Below are 16,646 nucleotides of genomic sequence, written 5' to 3' on the forward strand. Positions count from 1 at the left end.
CCACGCCGTCCCGTCATGATCGGAGAGTCTAGCTTCGCGGCACGTGGACGGTGAACAAGGCACCACCGGTGCCGGGTGCGTCCGAGACGGCCGCGGAGCCGCCGTGCTGGGAGCTGACGAGACGGACCAGGGCGAGCCCGATTCCGCGGCCACCGGGTGTGCCCGGCTTCGACGTGACACCGCGCGAGAAGATCTCCTCCCGCATCGTCTCGGGAACGCCGGGGCCGGAATCGGCGACCTCGATGAGAATGCCGTCGTCGTCGGTGATCCGGATCGAGATCCGCGCGTCCCGGCCGCCCTCGGACACGTCGACGGCGTTGTCGATGAGGTTGCCGAGGACGGTGATCACGTCGGTGGCGAGCTCGGGGTCGAGGGCGTGCAGGTGCGAGTCGGGTTCCAATGTCAGCGACACCCCGGTCTCGGCGGCGAGCGACGTCTTCGCGATCAGCAGCGCGGCGACGGCCGGATCCGAGATGCGTTGCGTGACAGCGTTACTGATCTCCGCTCGACGGCGGGTGAGGGTGCCGACGAATTCGGTGACGGCGTCGTAGTCGCCGAGCTGCGTCAGACCCGAGATCGTGTGCAGCTGGTTGGCGAACTCGTGCGTCTGCGCGCGCAGGGTGTCGGTGACACTCTTGTGCGACGACAGCTGGCTCTGCATGGACGCCAGTTCGGTGCTGTCGCGCATCGTGGTGACGGTTCCGATCTTGTGCCCCTGGCTGGTGGCTGCTCGCCGGCTCAGCGCGAGCATGCGCGACGACGTCGACAGCACCACGTCGCGGCCGTCCTCCCCGTTGAGGAGGTACTGCCGGACGGCGGGGTCGAGCGCGACGTCGTCGACGTGACGGCCGACGGCGTCGTCGGTGAGGTCGAGAAGTTCCTGGGCGCTGTCGTTGAGCACGGTGATCACCCCGTCGGGGTTCACCGCGACCACACCCTCGCGAATGCTGTGCAACAGGGCCTCGCGATGGTCGGCAAGGCTTGCGATCTCGGCGATCTCGAGTCCACGGGTGTGGGTCTTGATCCGGCGGGACAGCAGCCACGAGCCGAGAAGCCCGAGACCGGCACCGATTCCGAGATACAGGAGCAGGCGCGCCCCGGCGCTGCTGAGCAGATCCCAGACCGACGGGTAGTCGTCGCTGACCGAGACGACCGCGAGGACGTCCCCGGTGGCGGACAGGATCGGGACGTGTCCGACGATGGCGCGGCGTCCGTCGACGTCGACGTCGCCCGACCAGGCCCGCCCGGTCATCACATCGCTGGCGCCGAGTTCCGCGGGCACCCCGAGCCGCGTCGGATCGGACGACACGGTCACCGCCCCGTTCGGCGCGACGATCTCGGCGAGTGTGGCGCCCGACAGGTTGACGGCGCGATCGACCTCGGGCGCCAGCACGCGCTCGACCGAGCGGTCCGACAGCTGGTCGCGCACCACCGGCGTCGACGCCACGTTCTCGGCGACCGCGATCATGCGCTGCCCCTGGAGGTCACGGAACTCCACGGTCGACTGGTGCACCGACACGGCGGCTACCGCGAGCAGCACGACGCCGACGACGACGAGCTGGAGGAGCAGGACCTGGCCCGCGAGGCTACGCACGCGGGGATGAAGTGGTGACCACAATGAACTTAAGTTCCGTTTCGTTCGCATAGGTGACGTGCATCACCCCTGAGGTTCAGTATTGCGGAAGATCACATTCATGGCGAAATGAGGAACGATGTCGAGAACAGGTAGCGGGAGCAGGGTACGCGCGCTGCTCCTGCTCGCGCTCGTAGGCCTCCTCGTGGCCGGCTGCGGGGTCACCCGCGGCGAGGACGAGGGCCTGCACAGGGTGCGGATGATGGTTCCGAACAGTCCGGGCGGCGGCTACGACCTCACGGCGCGCACCGCGGTGAAGATCATGGAAGACGAGGGCATCACCGGCCGCGTCGAGGTCTTCAACGTGATCGGCGCAGGTGGAACGGTCGCGATGGCCAGGCTGATGAACGAGGCCGGCAACGACGACCTCATGATGATGATGGGCCTGGGTGTCGTCGGTGCCGGCTACACCAACGGATCCACCGCGCGCGTGTCCGAGGCGACCGCGCTGGCCAAGGTGGTCGAGGAGCAGGAGGGCATCCTCGTGCCCGCGGATTCACCGTTGCAGACCATCGACGACTTCGTGGCCGCATGGCGCGCCGACCCGGCGTCGATCACCATCGGCGGCGGGTCCTCGCCCGGCGGGCCGGACCACCTGTTCCCGATGGAGACGGCGCGCGCGGTCGGAGTGGACCCGAACGCGGTGAACTACGTGTCCTACGACGGCGGTGGCGACCTGCTGACGGCCCTTCTCGGCCAGAAGATCACCGCGGGCACGTCGGGACTCGGCGAGTACGTCGACCAGATCGAGGCAGGCCAGGTCCGGGTCCTCGCGGTGTCGGGGAACGAGCGGGTCGAAGGTATCGACGCGCCGACACTTACGGAGGCCGGGGTGGACCTCACCTTCACCAACTGGCGGGGAATCCTGGCGCCGCCCGGACTGTCCGACGGTGCCAAGGCCGACATGGTCGAGGCGCTCGGAAAGTTGCACGACACACCGGAATGGAAGGAGGCCCTGGTGAAGAACGGTTGGAGTGACGCCTTCACGACGGGACCGGAGTTCGAGCAGTTCCTCCGGGACCAGGACGAGCGGGTCTCGTCCACCCTGGCCGAATTGGGGCTGACATGACCGCGCCCGCAGAACCGTCCGCCGTTTCCGCGGACACGGCGCCGGCGCCGAAGCGGAGGGACTACGCACAGTTCATCGTCTGCGCGGTGATGGCCGTGATCGGGGTGTTCCTCATCGTCGACGCACTGTCGCTCAGCGACGGCTTCGCGAAGGTCGACCCGGTGGGTCCGCGACTGTTCCCGCTCGTCATCGGTGGGGGACTGCTGGTCTTCGCCGTGCTGCTCGCCGTCGCGATCATGAGGGGCTCCACCGGGGAAGCCGACAGCGGCGAAGACGTCGATCCGGAATCCCCGGGCGACTGGAAGACGGTGGGCCTGCTCGTCGGGTTGTTCGTGGTGACCATCGCGCTCGTCGACTTCCTGGGCTGGGCGATCATCGGCACCATCCTGTTCGCCGGGGCCGCAACCATTCTGGGCAGCCGGCACTGGGTGCGGAACATCGCCATCGGGGCCGTGCTCGGATTCGGCAGCTTCTACGCGTTCTACGTCGGGCTCGGAATACCGCTGCCCGCAGGCATTCTGGACGGAATTCTCTGACATGGACAATCTGAACTGGCTGCTGCAGGGGTTCGAGCAAGCAGCCACCCCCATGAATCTGCTCTACGCGTGCATCGGCGTCCTTCTCGGCACGGCGGTCGGCGTCCTCCCGGGCATCGGACCGGCCATGACCGTGGCACTCCTGCTTCCCGTCACCTACAACGTCAGCCCGAGCGCAGCGTTCATCATGTTCGCCGGCATCTACTACGGCGGCATGTACGGCGGGTCGACGACGTCGATCCTGCTGAACACGCCGGGGGAGTCGTCGTCGGTGATCACGGCGATCGAGGGCAACAAGATGGCGAAAGCCGGCAGGGCCGCGCAGGCCCTGGCGACCGCCGCGATCGGGTCGTTCGTCGCCGGGTCGATCGGCACGATGCTCCTGGTGCTGTTCGCGCCCATGGTGTCGAGTTTCGCGGTCACCCTCGGAGCCCCGTCCTACCTCGCGATCATGCTGCTCGCCCTCGTGGCCGTCACGGCCGTCCTCGGAACCTCGAAGCTCCGCGGATGCATCTCCCTGCTGCTCGGTCTCGCGATCGGGTTGGTCGGCATCGACTTCCTCACCGGCCAGCCGCGTGCCACGTTCGGCATCCCGCAGCTGTCCGACGGGATCGACATCGTCGTCGTCGCGGTCGCCGTGTTCGCACTCGGTGAGGCCCTCTGGGTGGCCGCTCACCTCCGCCGCAAGCCGGCCGAGGTCATTCCCGTCGGCAGGCCGTGGATGGGCAAGAGCGACTGGAAGCGTTCGTGGAAGCCGTGGTTGCGGGGCACCGCCTACGGGTTCCCGTTCGGCGCACTTCCCGCAGGCGGTGCCGAACTGCCCACCTTCCTCTCCTACATCACCGAGAAGAAGCTGTCGAAGCACAAGGACGAATTCGGCAAGGGCGCCATCGAAGGTGTCGCCGGTCCCGAGGCCGCCAACAACGCGTCCGCGGCGGGCACACTCGTGCCGATGCTGTCGCTGGGCCTGCCGACCAACGCCACGGCCGCGGTCATGCTGACGGCATTCGTGTCGTACGGAATCCAGCCGGGACCGACACTGTTCGAGAAGGAACCGCTGCTGATCTGGACGCTGATCGCGAGCCTGTTCATCGGCAACTTCCTGCTCCTGGTGCTCAACCTTCCGCTCGCACCGCTGTGGGCGAAGCTGCTCCGCACGCCGCGCCCCTACCTCTACGCGGGCATCCTGTTCTTCGCCGCGCTGGGCGCGTTCGCCGTCAACCTCCAGTGGCTCGACCTCGCGCTGCTGCTGACGTTCGGACTGATGGGTCTGATGATGCGGAGGTTCGGGCTGCCGGTGCTGCCGCTCATCATCGGCGTCATCCTCGGACCGCGCATCGAACGCCAACTGCGGCAGAGCCTGCAGCTCGGTGGCGGTGACTGGGGCAGCCTGTTCACCGAGCCCGTCGCGATCATCGTCTATATCGTGATCGCAGTGCTCCTCATCGCACCCCTCGTCGCCAAGGTCGTCCGCGCGCACTACCCCGTCGCGGCGCCCGATTTCCCCGACGGACCGGCCGGTGGCGACTCCACCGACACCAGAGAGAAGGCACACGCATGATCGTCGTCGGATACACCCCCGACCAGTTCGGAGCGGCGGCCCTCGAACACGGCGTCGCAGAGGCGCAGCTGCGCGGTACGTCGCTGCTCGTGATCAACACGTCGAAGGGCGACTCCCTCGCCGACCAGTCGTTCGCCGACAACGCCCACCTGGAGGAACTCGAAGGCAAGCTGGCCGCGAGCGGGGTCGACCACGAGGTCCGGCAGATCGTGGGAGACGAGACCGTCGACGTGATTCTCGAGGCCATGACGGCGCCAAGCGCGGAACTGCTCGTGATCGGCATCCGCGACCGCACCCCGGTCGGGAAGCTCCTGATGGGCAGCACCGCCCAGCGCCTGCTGCTGTCCTGCCGCAAACCGGTCCTGGCAGTCAAGCCCGAATGAAGCCCCTGTGAGTACTTATTAACCGCCGGCGGTTAATAAGTACTCACAGGTCAGTCGGTGAGGATGATCAGCTCGCGGTCCGACGCCACCTCGACGCGCAGGCCCGCCTTCGACGCCACCCGCGCCACCCCGCGCACGTCCTGGGGTTCGGCGCGGGAGACGGTGAGCGCACGCGCCAGCAGACCCTTGTGGTGTTTGTTGAAATGACTGACGACGGTGCGGGTGCCGTCCGGCTTCTCGGTGAGGACGGTGGCGATCACGGCCTCGGGGATCGGTCCGAGTTGCTGGTACGTCCCCGACCGCAGGTCGACGACGAGGCCGTCCGCTTCCGCGGCGATCGCCCGGCTCAGTTCCGGTTTCCACAACGCGCGGAGAGTGCCCAGCCCCGGGAGCTTCGATCCGCCCGACAATCGGTAGGCGGGGATCAGGTCACCCGCGCGCACCGCACCGAACAGCGCGGACCCCATTGCCAGCCGCGACAGCGCCTTGGACTTCTGCGCCTTGGTGAACGACTTCGCGTCGAGCGCGTCGAACAGCACACCGGTGTAGCGCTCGAGTGCGGGCCGGGTGGGGGAGACCCATAGTTTGGCGTTGCGCTCGATCTCGTCGGCCTGGGTGGGGCCGAGGCCGAGCGCGAGCTGCGACGCCTCCCCGTCTGCCGCCAGCGCGACCAGCGCCTGGACCAGCACTTCGCGGGTTTCGGTGAGCTGCGGCATCGATAGCTCGGCCAGGTCGAGGGGCGCGTCGGCGCCGCCGTCGGACTTGGTTTCGGAGGGAGGAAGTAGCACCAGCACGCACGAAACCCTACCGACGCGCCCGTCCCCGTCCCAGCCGACTATTCTGGTATCCCGTGATTACCCGCCTGTCCCACCTGTTCCTCCGCACTCTGCGCGACGACCCCGCCGACGCCGAGGTCCCCAGCCACAAGCTGCTGGTCCGCGCCGGTTATGTGCGTCGCATCGCGCCCGGCGTCTACTCGTGGTTGCCACTGGGTCTGCGCGTGCTGCGTGAGGTCGAGCGGGTGGTGCGGGAAGAGATGAACGGCATCGGTGCCCAGGAGATCTCCCTGCCCGCGCTCCTGCCGCGCGAACCGTACGAGGCGTCCAACCGCTGGACCGAGTACGGCGACGGACTGTTCCGGCTGAAGGACCGCAAGGGCGGCGACTACCTGCTCGGCCCCACCCACGAGGAACTGTTCGCGCTCACCGTCAAGGGGGAGTACAACTCGTACAAGGATTTCCCGGTCACCCTGTACCAGGTGCAGACCAAGTACCGCGACGAGGAGCGCCCGCGGGCAGGCATTCTCCGCGGCCGCGAGTTCGTCATGAAGGACTCGTACTCCTTCGACCTCACCGACGAGGGACTCACCGAGTCGTACCGGGCGCATCGCGACGCCTACGAGCGGATCTTCACCCGGCTCGGCGTCAAGTACGTGATCGTGTCGGCGACGTCCGGTGCGATGGGCGGCAGCGCATCGGAGGAGTTCCTCGCGGAGAGCGAGATCGGTGAGGACACCTACGTCCGCTGCCTCGAGTCGGGTTACGCCGCCAACGTCGAGGCCGTGAAGACCCTGGCTCCCGAGCCGGTGCCGTTCGACGGACTTCCCGCCGCGACGGTGTACGACACCCCGGACACCCCCACGATCGCGACGCTCGTCGACTGGGCCAACGGCGCCGACCTGGGCAGGACCGTCACCGCCGCGGACACGCTGAAGAACATCCTCGTCAAGACCCGGCAGCCCGGTGGCAAGTGGGAACTGCTCGGCATCGGCGTTCCCGGCGACCGTGAGGTGGACGACAAGCGTCTCGGCGCCTCTCTCGAGCCCGCGGAGTTCGAACTGCTCACCGAGGCCGACTTCGCGGCCAACCCCTTCCTGATCAAGGGATACGTCGGACCGAAGGCGCTGCAGGCCAACGGAGTTCGCTACCTCGTCGACCCCCGAATCGTGGACGGCACCAGCTGGATCACCGGAGCCGACGAGAAGGGCAAGCACGTGGTGGGGCTCGTCGCGGGCCGCGACTTCACCCCGGACGGCACCATCGAGGCCGCCGAGGTCCGCGACGGCGACCCGTCCCCCGACGGCGCCGGTGCGCTCGTCGCGGCGCGGGGCATCGAGATCGGTCACGTCTTCCAGCTCGGCCGCAAGTACACCGACGTGTTCTCCGTGGACGTGCTCGGCGAGAACGGCAAGCCCGTCCGCCCGACCATGGGGTCCTACGGCGTGGGCGTCTCCCGCCTCGTCGCCGTGATCGCGGAACAGCACCACGACGAGAAGGGCCTCCGCTGGCCGGCCGAGGTGTCGCCCGCCGACGTGCACGTGGTGATCGCCAACAAGGACGAGACCGCCCGGGAAGGCGCCGAGGGACTCGCCGCCGAACTCGACAAGGCCGGTCTCGAGGTGATCCTCGACGATCGCAAGGCGTCGCCCGGCGTGAAGTTCAAGGACTCCGAACTGCTCGGTGTCCCGCTCGTCGTGGTCGTCGGCCGCGGCTGGGGCGAGGGCAAGGTGGAGGTCCGCGACCGCTTCACCGGCGAGAGCCGCGAGGTGGCCGCCGAGTCCGCGCTGAGCGAGATCGTCGAGACCGTCAGGGGCTGATCAAACCGCCCCACGCCTTTCGTCCGGACTGTTAGCTTGGCCTGACACGTCCGGACGAAAGGCCTGCTGTGACGAATTCCCTGCTGTTCGATCCGACCTCCTACGATCCCGAGCATTTCGATCCGGAGACGCGCAGACTGCTGCGAGCGCTGATCGAGTGGTTCGAGTCGCGGGGCAAGAAGCGGCTGCTCGAGGACGATCTCGAGGCCGTGTGGCCCGACGACTTCCTGGAGTTCGTGAAACGGGAGAAGCTGTTCGCGAAGTTCCTCACCCCCGCCGACCTGGCGGGCGGCGATCCGGACAAGCGCTGGGATGCCGCACGCAACGCCGCCCTCAGTGAGATCTTCGGTTTCTACGGTCTCGCGTACTGGTACGCGTGGCAGGTGACCATCCTGGGTCTCGGCCCCATCTGGATGAGCGGGAACCGCGCCGCGAAGGAACGGGCAGCGACGCTCCTCGACGACGGCGGGGTGCTGGCGTTCGGTCTGTCGGAGAAAGAGCACGGCGCGGACGTCTACTCGACGGACATGCTGCTGACCCCCGCGGACAACGACCCGGATCTGGCGTTCACCGCGAGCGGCGACAAGTACTACATCGGCAACGGCAACGTCGCGGGCATGGTGTCGGTGTTCGGCAGGCGCACCGATGTGGAGGGCAGCGACGGGTACGTCTTCTTCGTCGCGGACAGCCGCCACCCGGCCTACCACCTGCAGGGCAATGTGGTGCACGGCCAGATGTACGTCAGCACGTTCCGGCTCGAGGACTACCCGGTGTGGGAAGAGGACATTCTCCACACGGGGGTGGCCGCGTTCGAGGCGGCGCTCAACACGGTCAACGTCGGCAAGTTCAACCTGTGCACAGGATCCATCGGGATCTCCGAGCACGCGTTCTACGAGTCGATCACCCACGCGCACAACAGGATTCTGTACGGCAGCCCCGTCACCGACTTCGCGCACGTGCGCGGAAACTTCGTCGACGCCTACAGCCGGCTGATCGCGATGAAGCTGTTCAGCGCACGCTCGGTCGACTACTTCCGCAGCGCGAGTCTCGACGATCGCCGGTACCTGCTGTTCAACCCGATGACGAAGGCGAAGGTCACCTCCGAAGGGGAGAAGGTGATCGCGCTGCTGCACGACGTGATCGCGGCGAAGGGCTACGAGAAGAACACCTACTTCCGCGAGGCCGCCCAGCTGATCGGCACTCTGCCGAAGCTCGAGGGCACCGTGCACGTCAACGTCGGCCTGATCCTCAAGTTCATGCCGAACTACCTGCTCAACCCGGCGGAGTACCCGGAGATCGGCACCCGGCTCGACGCCGCCGACGATGCGTTCTTCTGGGCCCAGGGCCCGACCCGCGGTGCCGGCAAGATTCAGTTCCACGACTGGACGAAGACCTACGAGGCGCACTCGGACGTCCCCAACGTGGCTCGCTTCCACGAGCAGGCGACCGCGCTGAGGGAACTGCTCACCACCGCCCCGCCCGACGCGGCCCAGCAGAAGGATCTCGACTTCCTGCTCGACCTCGGGCACTTGTTCTCGCTCGTGGTCTACGGGCACCTGATTCTCGAGCAGGCCGCGATCGCCGGCGTCGACCGCGATCTGATCGACCAGATCTTCGATTTCCAGATCCGTGATTTCTCCGGTTATGCCGTTGCGCTGCACGGCAAATCGTCTGCCACCGAGGCGCAGCAGAAGTGGGCGCTCGGCGCGATACGCCGCCCGGTGGTCGACGCGGAGCGGTTCTCGCGGGTGTGGGCGCAGGTGGAGAACTACGACGGCGCCTACGAAATGCGGCCGTAGACACGGCTCTACGGGGGTGGGGTGGCGTCATCCCTCGGGGTGCCGGTTGCGCCCCCTGGGGTACCTGGTCGGGTGGGTCCGATCGGCGCATTCTTATGTGGCAAGCAAAACCCCACCCCCACAGAAAGATCCACACATGACACACACCCTCAAGCGCACCCTTTCCGCTCTCGCCATCGCGGGCTTCGCCCTCACTGCCGGAGCAGGAATCGCCTCGGCCGACCCCGCTGGTGGAGCCGGCGGTGCCGGGGCTCCGGGTAGTTCGGAGGGCGGCGCCGGCGGCGCAGGCGGTAGCGCCAACGGCGGCTCCGCAAATGGCAACGTCGACAACTCCGGCGGCGTCATCATCGGTGGCGCAGCGGTCGGAGACGGTGCAACGGTCAACACGAACGTCGGCAACGGCGGCAACGCCAACGGCGGCAACGCCAACGGCGGCAACGGTGGAAACGGTGGTCCTGCCACCGGTGGTGCGGGTGGCGCCGGCGGCGCGGGCGCCGGGGACAGCACCGAAAACTGCTCGTTCATCTTCTGCATCTGACCGCGTCGTGACTGCGCGATCTTCCTGAAGTTCGAGGGGCCGCCACCCGCGGGTGCCGGCCCCTCGGCGTCAGTACTGCCCACGCCGCCTCCCCGGCACCACACACTGTGAAAGGTTCTTTCATGTCGATGTCCTTCGACTTCACCACTGCTCTGACGCGCACGGGTGCCACCGTCGCCGCCGCATTCTTCGTCCTCGCCGCAGGCGCCGGCATCGCGTCGGCGGCACCCGACGCCCCCGCCGACGACCCGTCCGTGAGCAACCTCGCGCCCGGACAGAACCCTCAGGGCGGCACCGTGACGATCGGCGGAGCGGCTGTCGGCACCGTGATCGCGATCGACGGCATCAACGCCGGTCCGGACGGAGCGAGCGTCGGCGGCTACGACTTCGGCGGCGGCCAGGGGCAACCCTGGGGGTGACGGGATTCGCACCCCAGGGTGCCTGGTCGCGCCGGTCCGTGCACCGCATTCTGAAGTGGCAGTAGAGAATACCCTCCAGTCGCGAGCGGCCCGGACCGGTCGGTACGTCGCGGCGAGGACCCCGGAACCGGACCTCACAAGGCGAAGATTCCAGGGTCCTCCCGAACTGGCACTCTCGGGTGTCGAGTGCTAAATTAGCGATGCACAGTGAATCTGGCTCCCGTCGGGGTGGCGGGCGCCTCGAGTGATGCAGGAGGTGTGTTGCTGTGCTTCGCTTCGATCCTTTCAATGACCTCGAATCCATGACCAAGAGTCTCCTCGGCACGGAATCCGGAACCGCGCGGGTACCACGATTCATGCCGATGGATCTGTACAAGGTCGACGACCACTACGTCCTGCACGCCGACCTGCCGGGCGTCGATCCCGGTTCCGTCGACGTCAGTGTCGACAACGGCACGCTCACCTTGACGGCTCATCGCAGCGCGCCGTCCGAGGAGAACGTGCAATGGATCGCCTCCGAGCGGTTCAGCGGAACGTTCCGGCGCCAGCTGTCGCTCGGCGACGGCGTCGACCCCGACCGCATTTCGGCGTCCTACGAGAACGGTGTCCTGAGCGTGACAATCCCGCTCGCCGAACGGGCGAAGCCGCGGCGGATCGAGGTCTCCAGCCTCGGAACCGGTGAGCATCGCACGATCGAGGCGGGTCCCGCGAGCGAGACGACCTGACGCTGCGGCGGGAACATCTGCTGTGCGGAAGCCCCCTCGCCGAGGGGGCTTCGGCGTGCCCGCGTCCACCCACCCCAGGGGTGGAAAGCACAACACCTCCGGGTGCACTGGCCACCACTGGGGGTCCTGGTCGGGTCGGACCGTGCGCGGCACAGTAGAGGACAAGCAAGAACGTAACGCTTTACCAGCCGCGAGCGAAGAAACCGAGGAGGCCATCATGACGAACACCCCGGTTGCACACGAGCACGAGGGCCGTCGCCTCACGGTTCGGACCGACGACGGGATCGCGCTGGCGGTTCGCGAGTTCGGTTCGCCCGACGCAGCCACCACCGTGGTGTTCGTTCACGGTCACTGCCTGCGCACCGAATCCTGGTGGGCACTGCGTGAACAGCTGGTTCGTTTCTGGCGCAACGATGTTCGTATGGTCTTCTACGATCACCGCGGACACGGAGAGTCGGGGGAGGCGCCGGCCGCCACCTACACGATCGATCAGCTCGGCCGCGACCTCGGCTCCGTGCTCGACGCCGTCGCACCGCACGGTCCGGTCGTCCTCATCGGGCACTCGATGGGCGGGATGACCGCGCTGTCGTACACGCGGCAGAACCCGCACACGATCGGTTCGCGGATCGTCGGCATGGCCCTGATCTCCACTGCGGCGTTCGATCTCGCCGAGGCCGGTCTCGGTCGTCACCTGCGTAGCCCCGCGGTGTCGCTGTTCCGCACCGCGGTGCGCCGGGCACCCCGGGTCGTGCACGGATCGAAGCGAGTGGGACGCACCGTCTGCACGGCGATTGCCCGCGCGGCGAGCGCCCGCAATCGGGCCGTCGATCCGAGGCTTGCCGCTCTGGTCTCGGCCATGGTCAACACGACGTCCGTCGTCACCATGTCGAGTTTCCTCGAATCCCTGCTCGGGTTCGACGAGCGGCACTCCCTGGCCGCACTCGCTCACATTCCGTCGCTGATTCTGTGCGGCTCGGTGGACATGCTCACCCCGTTCCAGCATTCGGTCGCCATGGCCTCGAAGCTCCCCGCTTCGGAACTCGTGAGCGTCGACGGAGCCGGGCACTCGGTAATCCTCGAGCGCGCCGCCGACGTCGCCCTCGCGATCATCGGCCTCGTCGAGCGCATCGCGCACGGTGAGACCGCCGCTTTCGACCGCGAACTGATGGCCGTCGGCTGATCAGAGATCGCGCTCGTTGATGATGCCGCTGCGCATGGCCCGCTCGGCCAGGCTGACCCGCTTCTGATTCTGCGGGAGATCGCCGACGCCGAATTTCGCGAACAACGCCCGGAGGTGAGTCTTGATCGCGTCGACACTGAGGAACAGTTCCTGGGCGATCTGCTGATTCGACGCGGGATTCGCGAATGCGGCGCCGTGCTTGTACGGCCGGCACAGCGCCGTGAGGACCGCGCGCTGGGTGTCGGTGAGGGACCGGACCTCGGGCATGTCGGTTCCCATCCGGGTGGCCTCGTCGAGAGAACCGCCGAATTCCAGGTACCGGATCTTCGTCCCGCCGATGCGGATGCTGTCGCCCTGGCGGAGCCGTCGGCGCCCCGCCAGCCGTTCGCCGTTGACGAACGTGCCGTTGCGGGAGAGCCCGTCGTCGAGGATGGTCCAGTGCGAGCCGACGCATTCGAGGACGGCATGGAGCCGCGAGACCTCGTCGTCCTCGGTGAGGAGCAGATCGGAACCGGGCGACCGTCCGATCGTGACGCGCGCGGAAGCGGGGGAGAGGTCCACGGTGTGGTGGTGACCCTCCCGGTCGGAATAGCTCAGTCGAGACTCAACGGCTCGGTCCACGGCGACGCCCCTTCCGCACGCTTCCATCGTGCCCTGCCGTGTGTCCGATGAGCAAGATCAAGAGCGGAAATCGCCGATCTCGGATGCGTTCTCGGAGCCCGCGGCGTCCAGGGCGTTGCCGAACGCGCACACGGCGAGCTCCTCGAGCGCCGGATCCTGCCCGGCGTGCTCGGGTACCTGCATGGCGAGCAGGGTGTTGAGCAGCATTCCGTTGGCGATGAAGGTGCGGGCCTGTTCGGGGCTGCACCCGGTGCGCGTTCGGATCTGCGTGTAGAGCCGGGACATCCAATCGCGGGCCAGCGCGCCGATCTCCGGGTTCGCGCCGGACGTGAAGCCGTGCATCATCACGAGCAGGAGGTCGCGGTCCTCGAGCAGTTCGGTGTACGCGATGCCCATCGGGAGCCACGACTCGTCGTTCTCGGGGTCCGCGGCGACATCGTCGAAGTACGGCTCGAAGGTGTCCATGATCCGACGCATCGCGCGGTCGAAGACGTCGGCGAACAGCCGTGACTTCGAACCGAACATGCGCACCACGTAGGGCTGGGACACCCCGGCCTCGCGTGCGACGGCGTCGGTGCTGGTGCCGTGATAGCCGTCCCTGGCGAATGCGCGGGAGGCCGCGGCCAGTACGAGTTCGCGACGTTCGGTCGCGCTCATGCGGGTCTGTTTCACGGGCGATGCCATGTTGACATGTTATCAGTCGATTACTAGTCTTCGAAATAGGTAATCATCTGATGCTTACAACTTCTTCTTCCCGTGCTCACGACCCGGATGCGAGGACCCGTCATGACGACACTCTCCGAACGCCTGGAACACGAATCGGCGGCGCCTCCCCCCGGGTGGGGCCGCGGCCGGCGGGTGCCGGTATGGCTGGCGATCGTCGCCGCCTCGATACCGATGTTCATGGCCACACTCGACAATCTGGTGATGACCAGCGCCCTCCCGGTGATCCAGCGCGACCTCGGCGCGTCGGTGGGGCAGTTGCAGTGGTTCATGAACGCCTACACACTCGCCTTCGCGACGTTGATGTTGACGCTGTCCGCGCTGGGCGACCGCCTCGGCCGTCGCCGTGTATTTCTCTGGGGCATAGTGCTCTTCGCGCTCGCGTCGATCGCGTCGGCCCTGTCGACCACCTCCGAGATGCTGATCGCCGCGCGCGCCGTCCAGGGCGTCGGCGCGGCAGCGATCATGCCGCTCTCCCTCACCCTCCTCGCCGGTGCCGTGCCGGTCGCCAAACGCGCGCTCGCCATCGGGATCTGGGGCGGCGTCTCCGGACTGGGGGTTGCCCTCGGCCCCGTGGTCGGCGGCGCCGTCGTCGACGGGGTGTCCTGGCAAGCCGTGTTCTGGATCAACGTCCCCGTCGCAGCGGTCGCGATCCCGTTGGCGCTCTATGCGCTCGGCGAGTCGAAGGGCAAGCGGCAGCCGCTGGATCCGCTCGGCGTCGTCCTGGCCGGAGCCGCCGTGTTCCTCGGAGTCTGGGGCATCGTGCACGGCAACGACGACGGCTGGACCAGCGCCACGGTGCTCGGTGCTCTCGTCGCATCGGCGGTACTGCTCGCGGCGTTCGTGGTGCGCGAATTGCGCACCCCCTTCCCCGTGATGCCGCTGCGGCTGTTCCGGTCCCGGCAGTTCTCCCTGGCCAACGTGATCGGGCTGACGTTCACGCTGGGAATGATGGGCGCCGTCTTCCTCCTGTCGCAGTACCTCCAGATCGTCATGGGGTACTCACCGTTCGAGGCCGGCCTGCGGACCTTGCCGTGGACGGCCGCACCCATGCTGGTGGCGCCGATCGCAGGCCTGCTCGCGCCGCGGCTGGGAGTCCGGACCCTCCTCGTCACCGGACTGGTCCTGCAGGGGTTGTCGCTGCTCTGGATGGCGTCGCTCATCGTCCCCGGCGCCACGTACGGCAGCATGATTCCGGCGTTCGTGATGGCGGGCGCAGGGATGGGTTTGACGTTCGCCCCCAACGCGACCGCCGTCCTCGCCGACATGCCCGAGGCCGACCACGGCACGGCCAGTTCGACCAACGCAACGCTCCGTGAGATCGGCGTCGCGCTGGGGATCGCGCTCCTGACTGCGGTGTTCCTCGGTGCGGGCGGCAGTCTGACGCCGACGGGATACATCGACGCCCTCGCGCCCGCCCTGTACGTGGGAGCCGGATTCGTGGCGGTCGCGGTCGTCGCCGCCGCCCTCATGCCGGGACGGTCGAAGGCGGTCCTGGCGTCGACGTGACCCTGCCGGAATGCGGGCGGGCCCGGACCGTGAGGTCCGGGCCCGCATCAGTTCCAGGGCAGGGAGGAACGCATCGGAGAGTTCGCCGGGAACGGCGTACTCGCCGCACCTGCGCGACCTGGCGGGCGTCCCACGCCAGAAATCCGACGTTACCGCCCCGACGAGCTGGGTCACGCCCATACTCGACCGCGAGTACCAGGGCGGTGTGTTCGCCGAAGCCGATCGGCGACTCGGTGAGCCGAATCGGCCGATCGGCCGAAGGGCTTCGTCACCGCGAGACCCGCGGCACGGGCGCGCTCGACCACACCGTCCAGGTCCCCGATCCGTGCGGTGGGCGCGATCGACGGGGTGTCCTCGCCGAAACCCGCAGTGACGACAACAGCGCGTGGACGTTGCCGATCGCGTCGCGGCTCGCGAACTTCATCGTGGACAGCTCTTCCTGGGACCTTTCGGGTCTGCTGTCCCACAGCTCGAGTGAGACCGAGGCCTGCACGTGATCAGTTAGAGGCTGTGTGCGAGAACATCGTGAAGTTTGCGGGCGATCGCGAGGCGCTCCCGGCTGGCGCATCGACACTGCTCGTCCAGGGCGCTGCATTCCGCCGCCTCGGCACGTTGCCGGCGGGCGTCGAGTGTCCCGCGCATCTGCCGGATGATCGCGGCGGCGGGGAGGGAGCATCAGCCAGGCCGCGATACCCGTGAGGACACACAGCGAGAGGAACACCGGACCGTACCTGTAACCCCGGGCCACGTAGAGCATCGTGACGGCCAGCACGACGAGCAAGACCGTGACGGGAAGCCGGCGCCGTGTGCGTCGCTCGCAGCGGGTCGGCCGTCGATGTGCTTGCGGGCGACCAGAAGTGGTTGCTCCACAGGTTTTCGCATTTGCGTCCGGGGAACGCTTGCCGTAGACGGCGGGTGGACACGCCTGTGAGGCTGTTGACCAAGGCGCAGAGTTGCACTGTGGGTGGATCAGTAGGTGCACGTGATGGTTTCGCCATCGTATTCAGTAAGTGTTGCCCCCGGGACTTGTCGGACCCCTCTGTCATGATCTATTCACACATCGGGTCGGTGAAGGCTAGAGCGTGTCTGCTTAATGTTTGATGCTTGATGCGTGATGCTGGGTATGTGTTGCGCGCCGATGAGATTTCCGATGACCTGTGGGCTGTGATCGAGCCCGTCCTACCCGCACTGGCGGGCCGAAGGGGGCGTCCGTGGAACGACCACCGGTTGACCCTGGAAGGAATCGCCTGGCGGTTCCGAACCGGATCACCGTGGCGCGATCTGCCCGAATACTTCGGTCCGTGGCAGTCGATCTGGGAACGGCATCGCCGCTGGTCCGACGACGGCACCTACA

Annotated in this window: 18 protein-coding genes; 13 read left to right on the plus strand and 5 right to left on the minus strand. The window is 67.5% G+C overall.

The window, feature by feature from the left end:
* Positions 1-28: 28 nt before the first annotated feature.
* Positions 29-1,645, minus strand: a complete 1,617-nt coding sequence (locus tag QM806_RS17010; protein ID WP_169695597.1) for a sensor histidine kinase — start codon at positions 1,643-1,645, stop codon at positions 29-31.
* Positions 1,646-1,712: 67 nt separating this feature from the next.
* Between QM806_RS17010 and QM806_RS17015 the strand changes: the two genes are divergently transcribed.
* The 4 genes from QM806_RS17015 to QM806_RS17030 are packed head-to-tail and all read left to right on the plus strand — an operon-like array spanning position 1,713 to position 5,182.
* Positions 1,713-2,702: a Bug family tripartite tricarboxylate transporter substrate binding protein gene (locus QM806_RS17015; RefSeq protein WP_169695596.1), complete on the plus strand. Its 990-nt coding sequence runs from the start codon at positions 1,713-1,715 to the stop codon at positions 2,700-2,702.
* Positions 2,699-3,238: a tripartite tricarboxylate transporter TctB family protein gene (locus tag QM806_RS17020; protein WP_054248025.1), complete on the plus strand. Its 540-nt coding sequence runs from the start codon at positions 2,699-2,701 to the stop codon at positions 3,236-3,238. The genes QM806_RS17015 and QM806_RS17020 overlap by 4 nt, the downstream gene beginning before the upstream one ends.
* 1 nt (position 3,239) lies before the next feature.
* Positions 3,240-4,799 carry a tripartite tricarboxylate transporter permease gene (locus QM806_RS17025; protein WP_005240632.1) on the plus strand — a complete coding sequence of 520 codons (1,560 nt, stop codon included), beginning with the start codon at positions 3,240-3,242 and terminating at the stop codon, positions 4,797-4,799.
* Positions 4,796-5,182, plus strand: a complete 387-nt coding sequence (locus QM806_RS17030) for a universal stress protein (RefSeq protein WP_005259244.1) — start codon at positions 4,796-4,798, stop codon at positions 5,180-5,182. The genes QM806_RS17025 and QM806_RS17030 overlap by 4 nt, the downstream gene beginning before the upstream one ends.
* Before the next feature lie 50 nt (positions 5,183-5,232).
* Here the strand turns inward: QM806_RS17030 and yaaA are convergent, their stop codons facing one another.
* Entirely contained in the window at positions 5,233-5,976 is a 744-nt protein-coding gene (gene yaaA / locus QM806_RS17035; RefSeq protein WP_005565339.1) for a peroxide stress protein YaaA, read from the minus strand.
* 56 nt (positions 5,977-6,032) lie between these two features.
* On the opposite strand from yaaA, the gene QM806_RS17040 reads away from it, so the two are divergent.
* The 6 genes from QM806_RS17040 to QM806_RS17065 all read left to right on the plus strand — a co-directional run bounded on the left by QM806_RS17040 (position 6,033) and on the right by QM806_RS17065 (position 12,439).
* Complete coding sequence (locus tag QM806_RS17040; protein ID WP_065490557.1) at positions 6,033-7,778, plus strand: proline--tRNA ligase; 1,746 nt, start codon at positions 6,033-6,035, stop codon at positions 7,776-7,778.
* 68 nt (positions 7,779-7,846) lie between these two features.
* Complete coding sequence (locus QM806_RS17045; protein WP_054248027.1) at positions 7,847-9,577, plus strand: acyl-CoA dehydrogenase family protein; 1,731 nt, start codon at positions 7,847-7,849, stop codon at positions 9,575-9,577.
* Between the two features lie 136 nt (positions 9,578-9,713).
* Positions 9,714-10,115 (plus strand): hypothetical protein, encoded by a 402-nt coding sequence (locus QM806_RS17050; RefSeq protein ID WP_005565344.1) that lies wholly within the window; start codon positions 9,714-9,716, stop codon positions 10,113-10,115.
* Positions 10,116-10,237: 122 nt separating this feature from the next.
* Positions 10,238-10,534: a hypothetical protein gene (locus tag QM806_RS17055; RefSeq protein ID WP_005261398.1), complete on the plus strand. Its 297-nt coding sequence runs from the start codon at positions 10,238-10,240 to the stop codon at positions 10,532-10,534.
* Positions 10,535-10,800: 266 nt separating this feature from the next.
* The gene (locus tag QM806_RS17060; protein ID WP_005261399.1) at positions 10,801-11,259 is read left to right on the plus strand and encodes an Hsp20/alpha crystallin family protein; all 459 of its coding nucleotides are present in this window, start codon (positions 10,801-10,803) and stop codon (positions 11,257-11,259) included.
* Between the two features lie 217 nt (positions 11,260-11,476).
* Positions 11,477-12,439 (plus strand): alpha/beta fold hydrolase, encoded by a 963-nt coding sequence (locus tag QM806_RS17065; RefSeq protein WP_005261400.1) that lies wholly within the window; start codon positions 11,477-11,479, stop codon positions 12,437-12,439.
* Here QM806_RS17065 and QM806_RS17070 read toward each other — a convergent pair whose 3' ends face one another.
* The gene (locus QM806_RS17070; protein ID WP_043943784.1) at positions 12,440-13,087 is read right to left on the minus strand and encodes an FHA domain-containing protein; all 648 of its coding nucleotides are present in this window, start codon (positions 13,085-13,087) and stop codon (positions 12,440-12,442) included.
* A 30-nt stretch (positions 13,088-13,117) separates the two neighbouring features.
* Positions 13,118-13,744 (minus strand): TetR/AcrR family transcriptional regulator, encoded by a 627-nt coding sequence (locus QM806_RS17075; RefSeq protein WP_005565346.1) that lies wholly within the window; start codon positions 13,742-13,744, stop codon positions 13,118-13,120.
* Positions 13,745-13,846: 102 nt separating this feature from the next.
* On the opposite strand from QM806_RS17075, the gene QM806_RS17080 reads away from it, so the two are divergent.
* Complete coding sequence (locus QM806_RS17080) at positions 13,847-15,292, plus strand: DHA2 family efflux MFS transporter permease subunit (RefSeq protein ID WP_005565347.1); 1,446 nt, start codon at positions 13,847-13,849, stop codon at positions 15,290-15,292.
* Positions 15,293-15,495: 203 nt separating this feature from the next.
* On the plus strand, positions 15,496-15,789 hold the full coding sequence (locus QM806_RS17085) for a hypothetical protein (protein ID WP_169695595.1): 294 nt from the start codon (positions 15,496-15,498) through the stop codon (positions 15,787-15,789).
* Here the strand turns inward: QM806_RS17085 and QM806_RS41700 are convergent, their stop codons facing one another.
* Entirely contained in the window at positions 15,790-16,338 is a 549-nt protein-coding gene (locus QM806_RS41700; protein ID WP_502943864.1) for a transposase, read from the minus strand.
* Between the two features lie 79 nt (positions 16,339-16,417).
* Between QM806_RS41700 and QM806_RS17090 the strand changes: the two genes are divergently transcribed.
* On the plus strand, positions 16,418-16,646 hold a 229-nt coding region (locus QM806_RS17090), incomplete at its 3' end, for a transposase (RefSeq protein WP_502943865.1).

Source organism: Rhodococcus sp. IEGM 1351 (assembly GCF_030056875.1).
Classification (GTDB): Bacteria; Actinomycetota; Actinomycetes; order Mycobacteriales; family Mycobacteriaceae; genus Rhodococcus_F; species Rhodococcus_F opacus.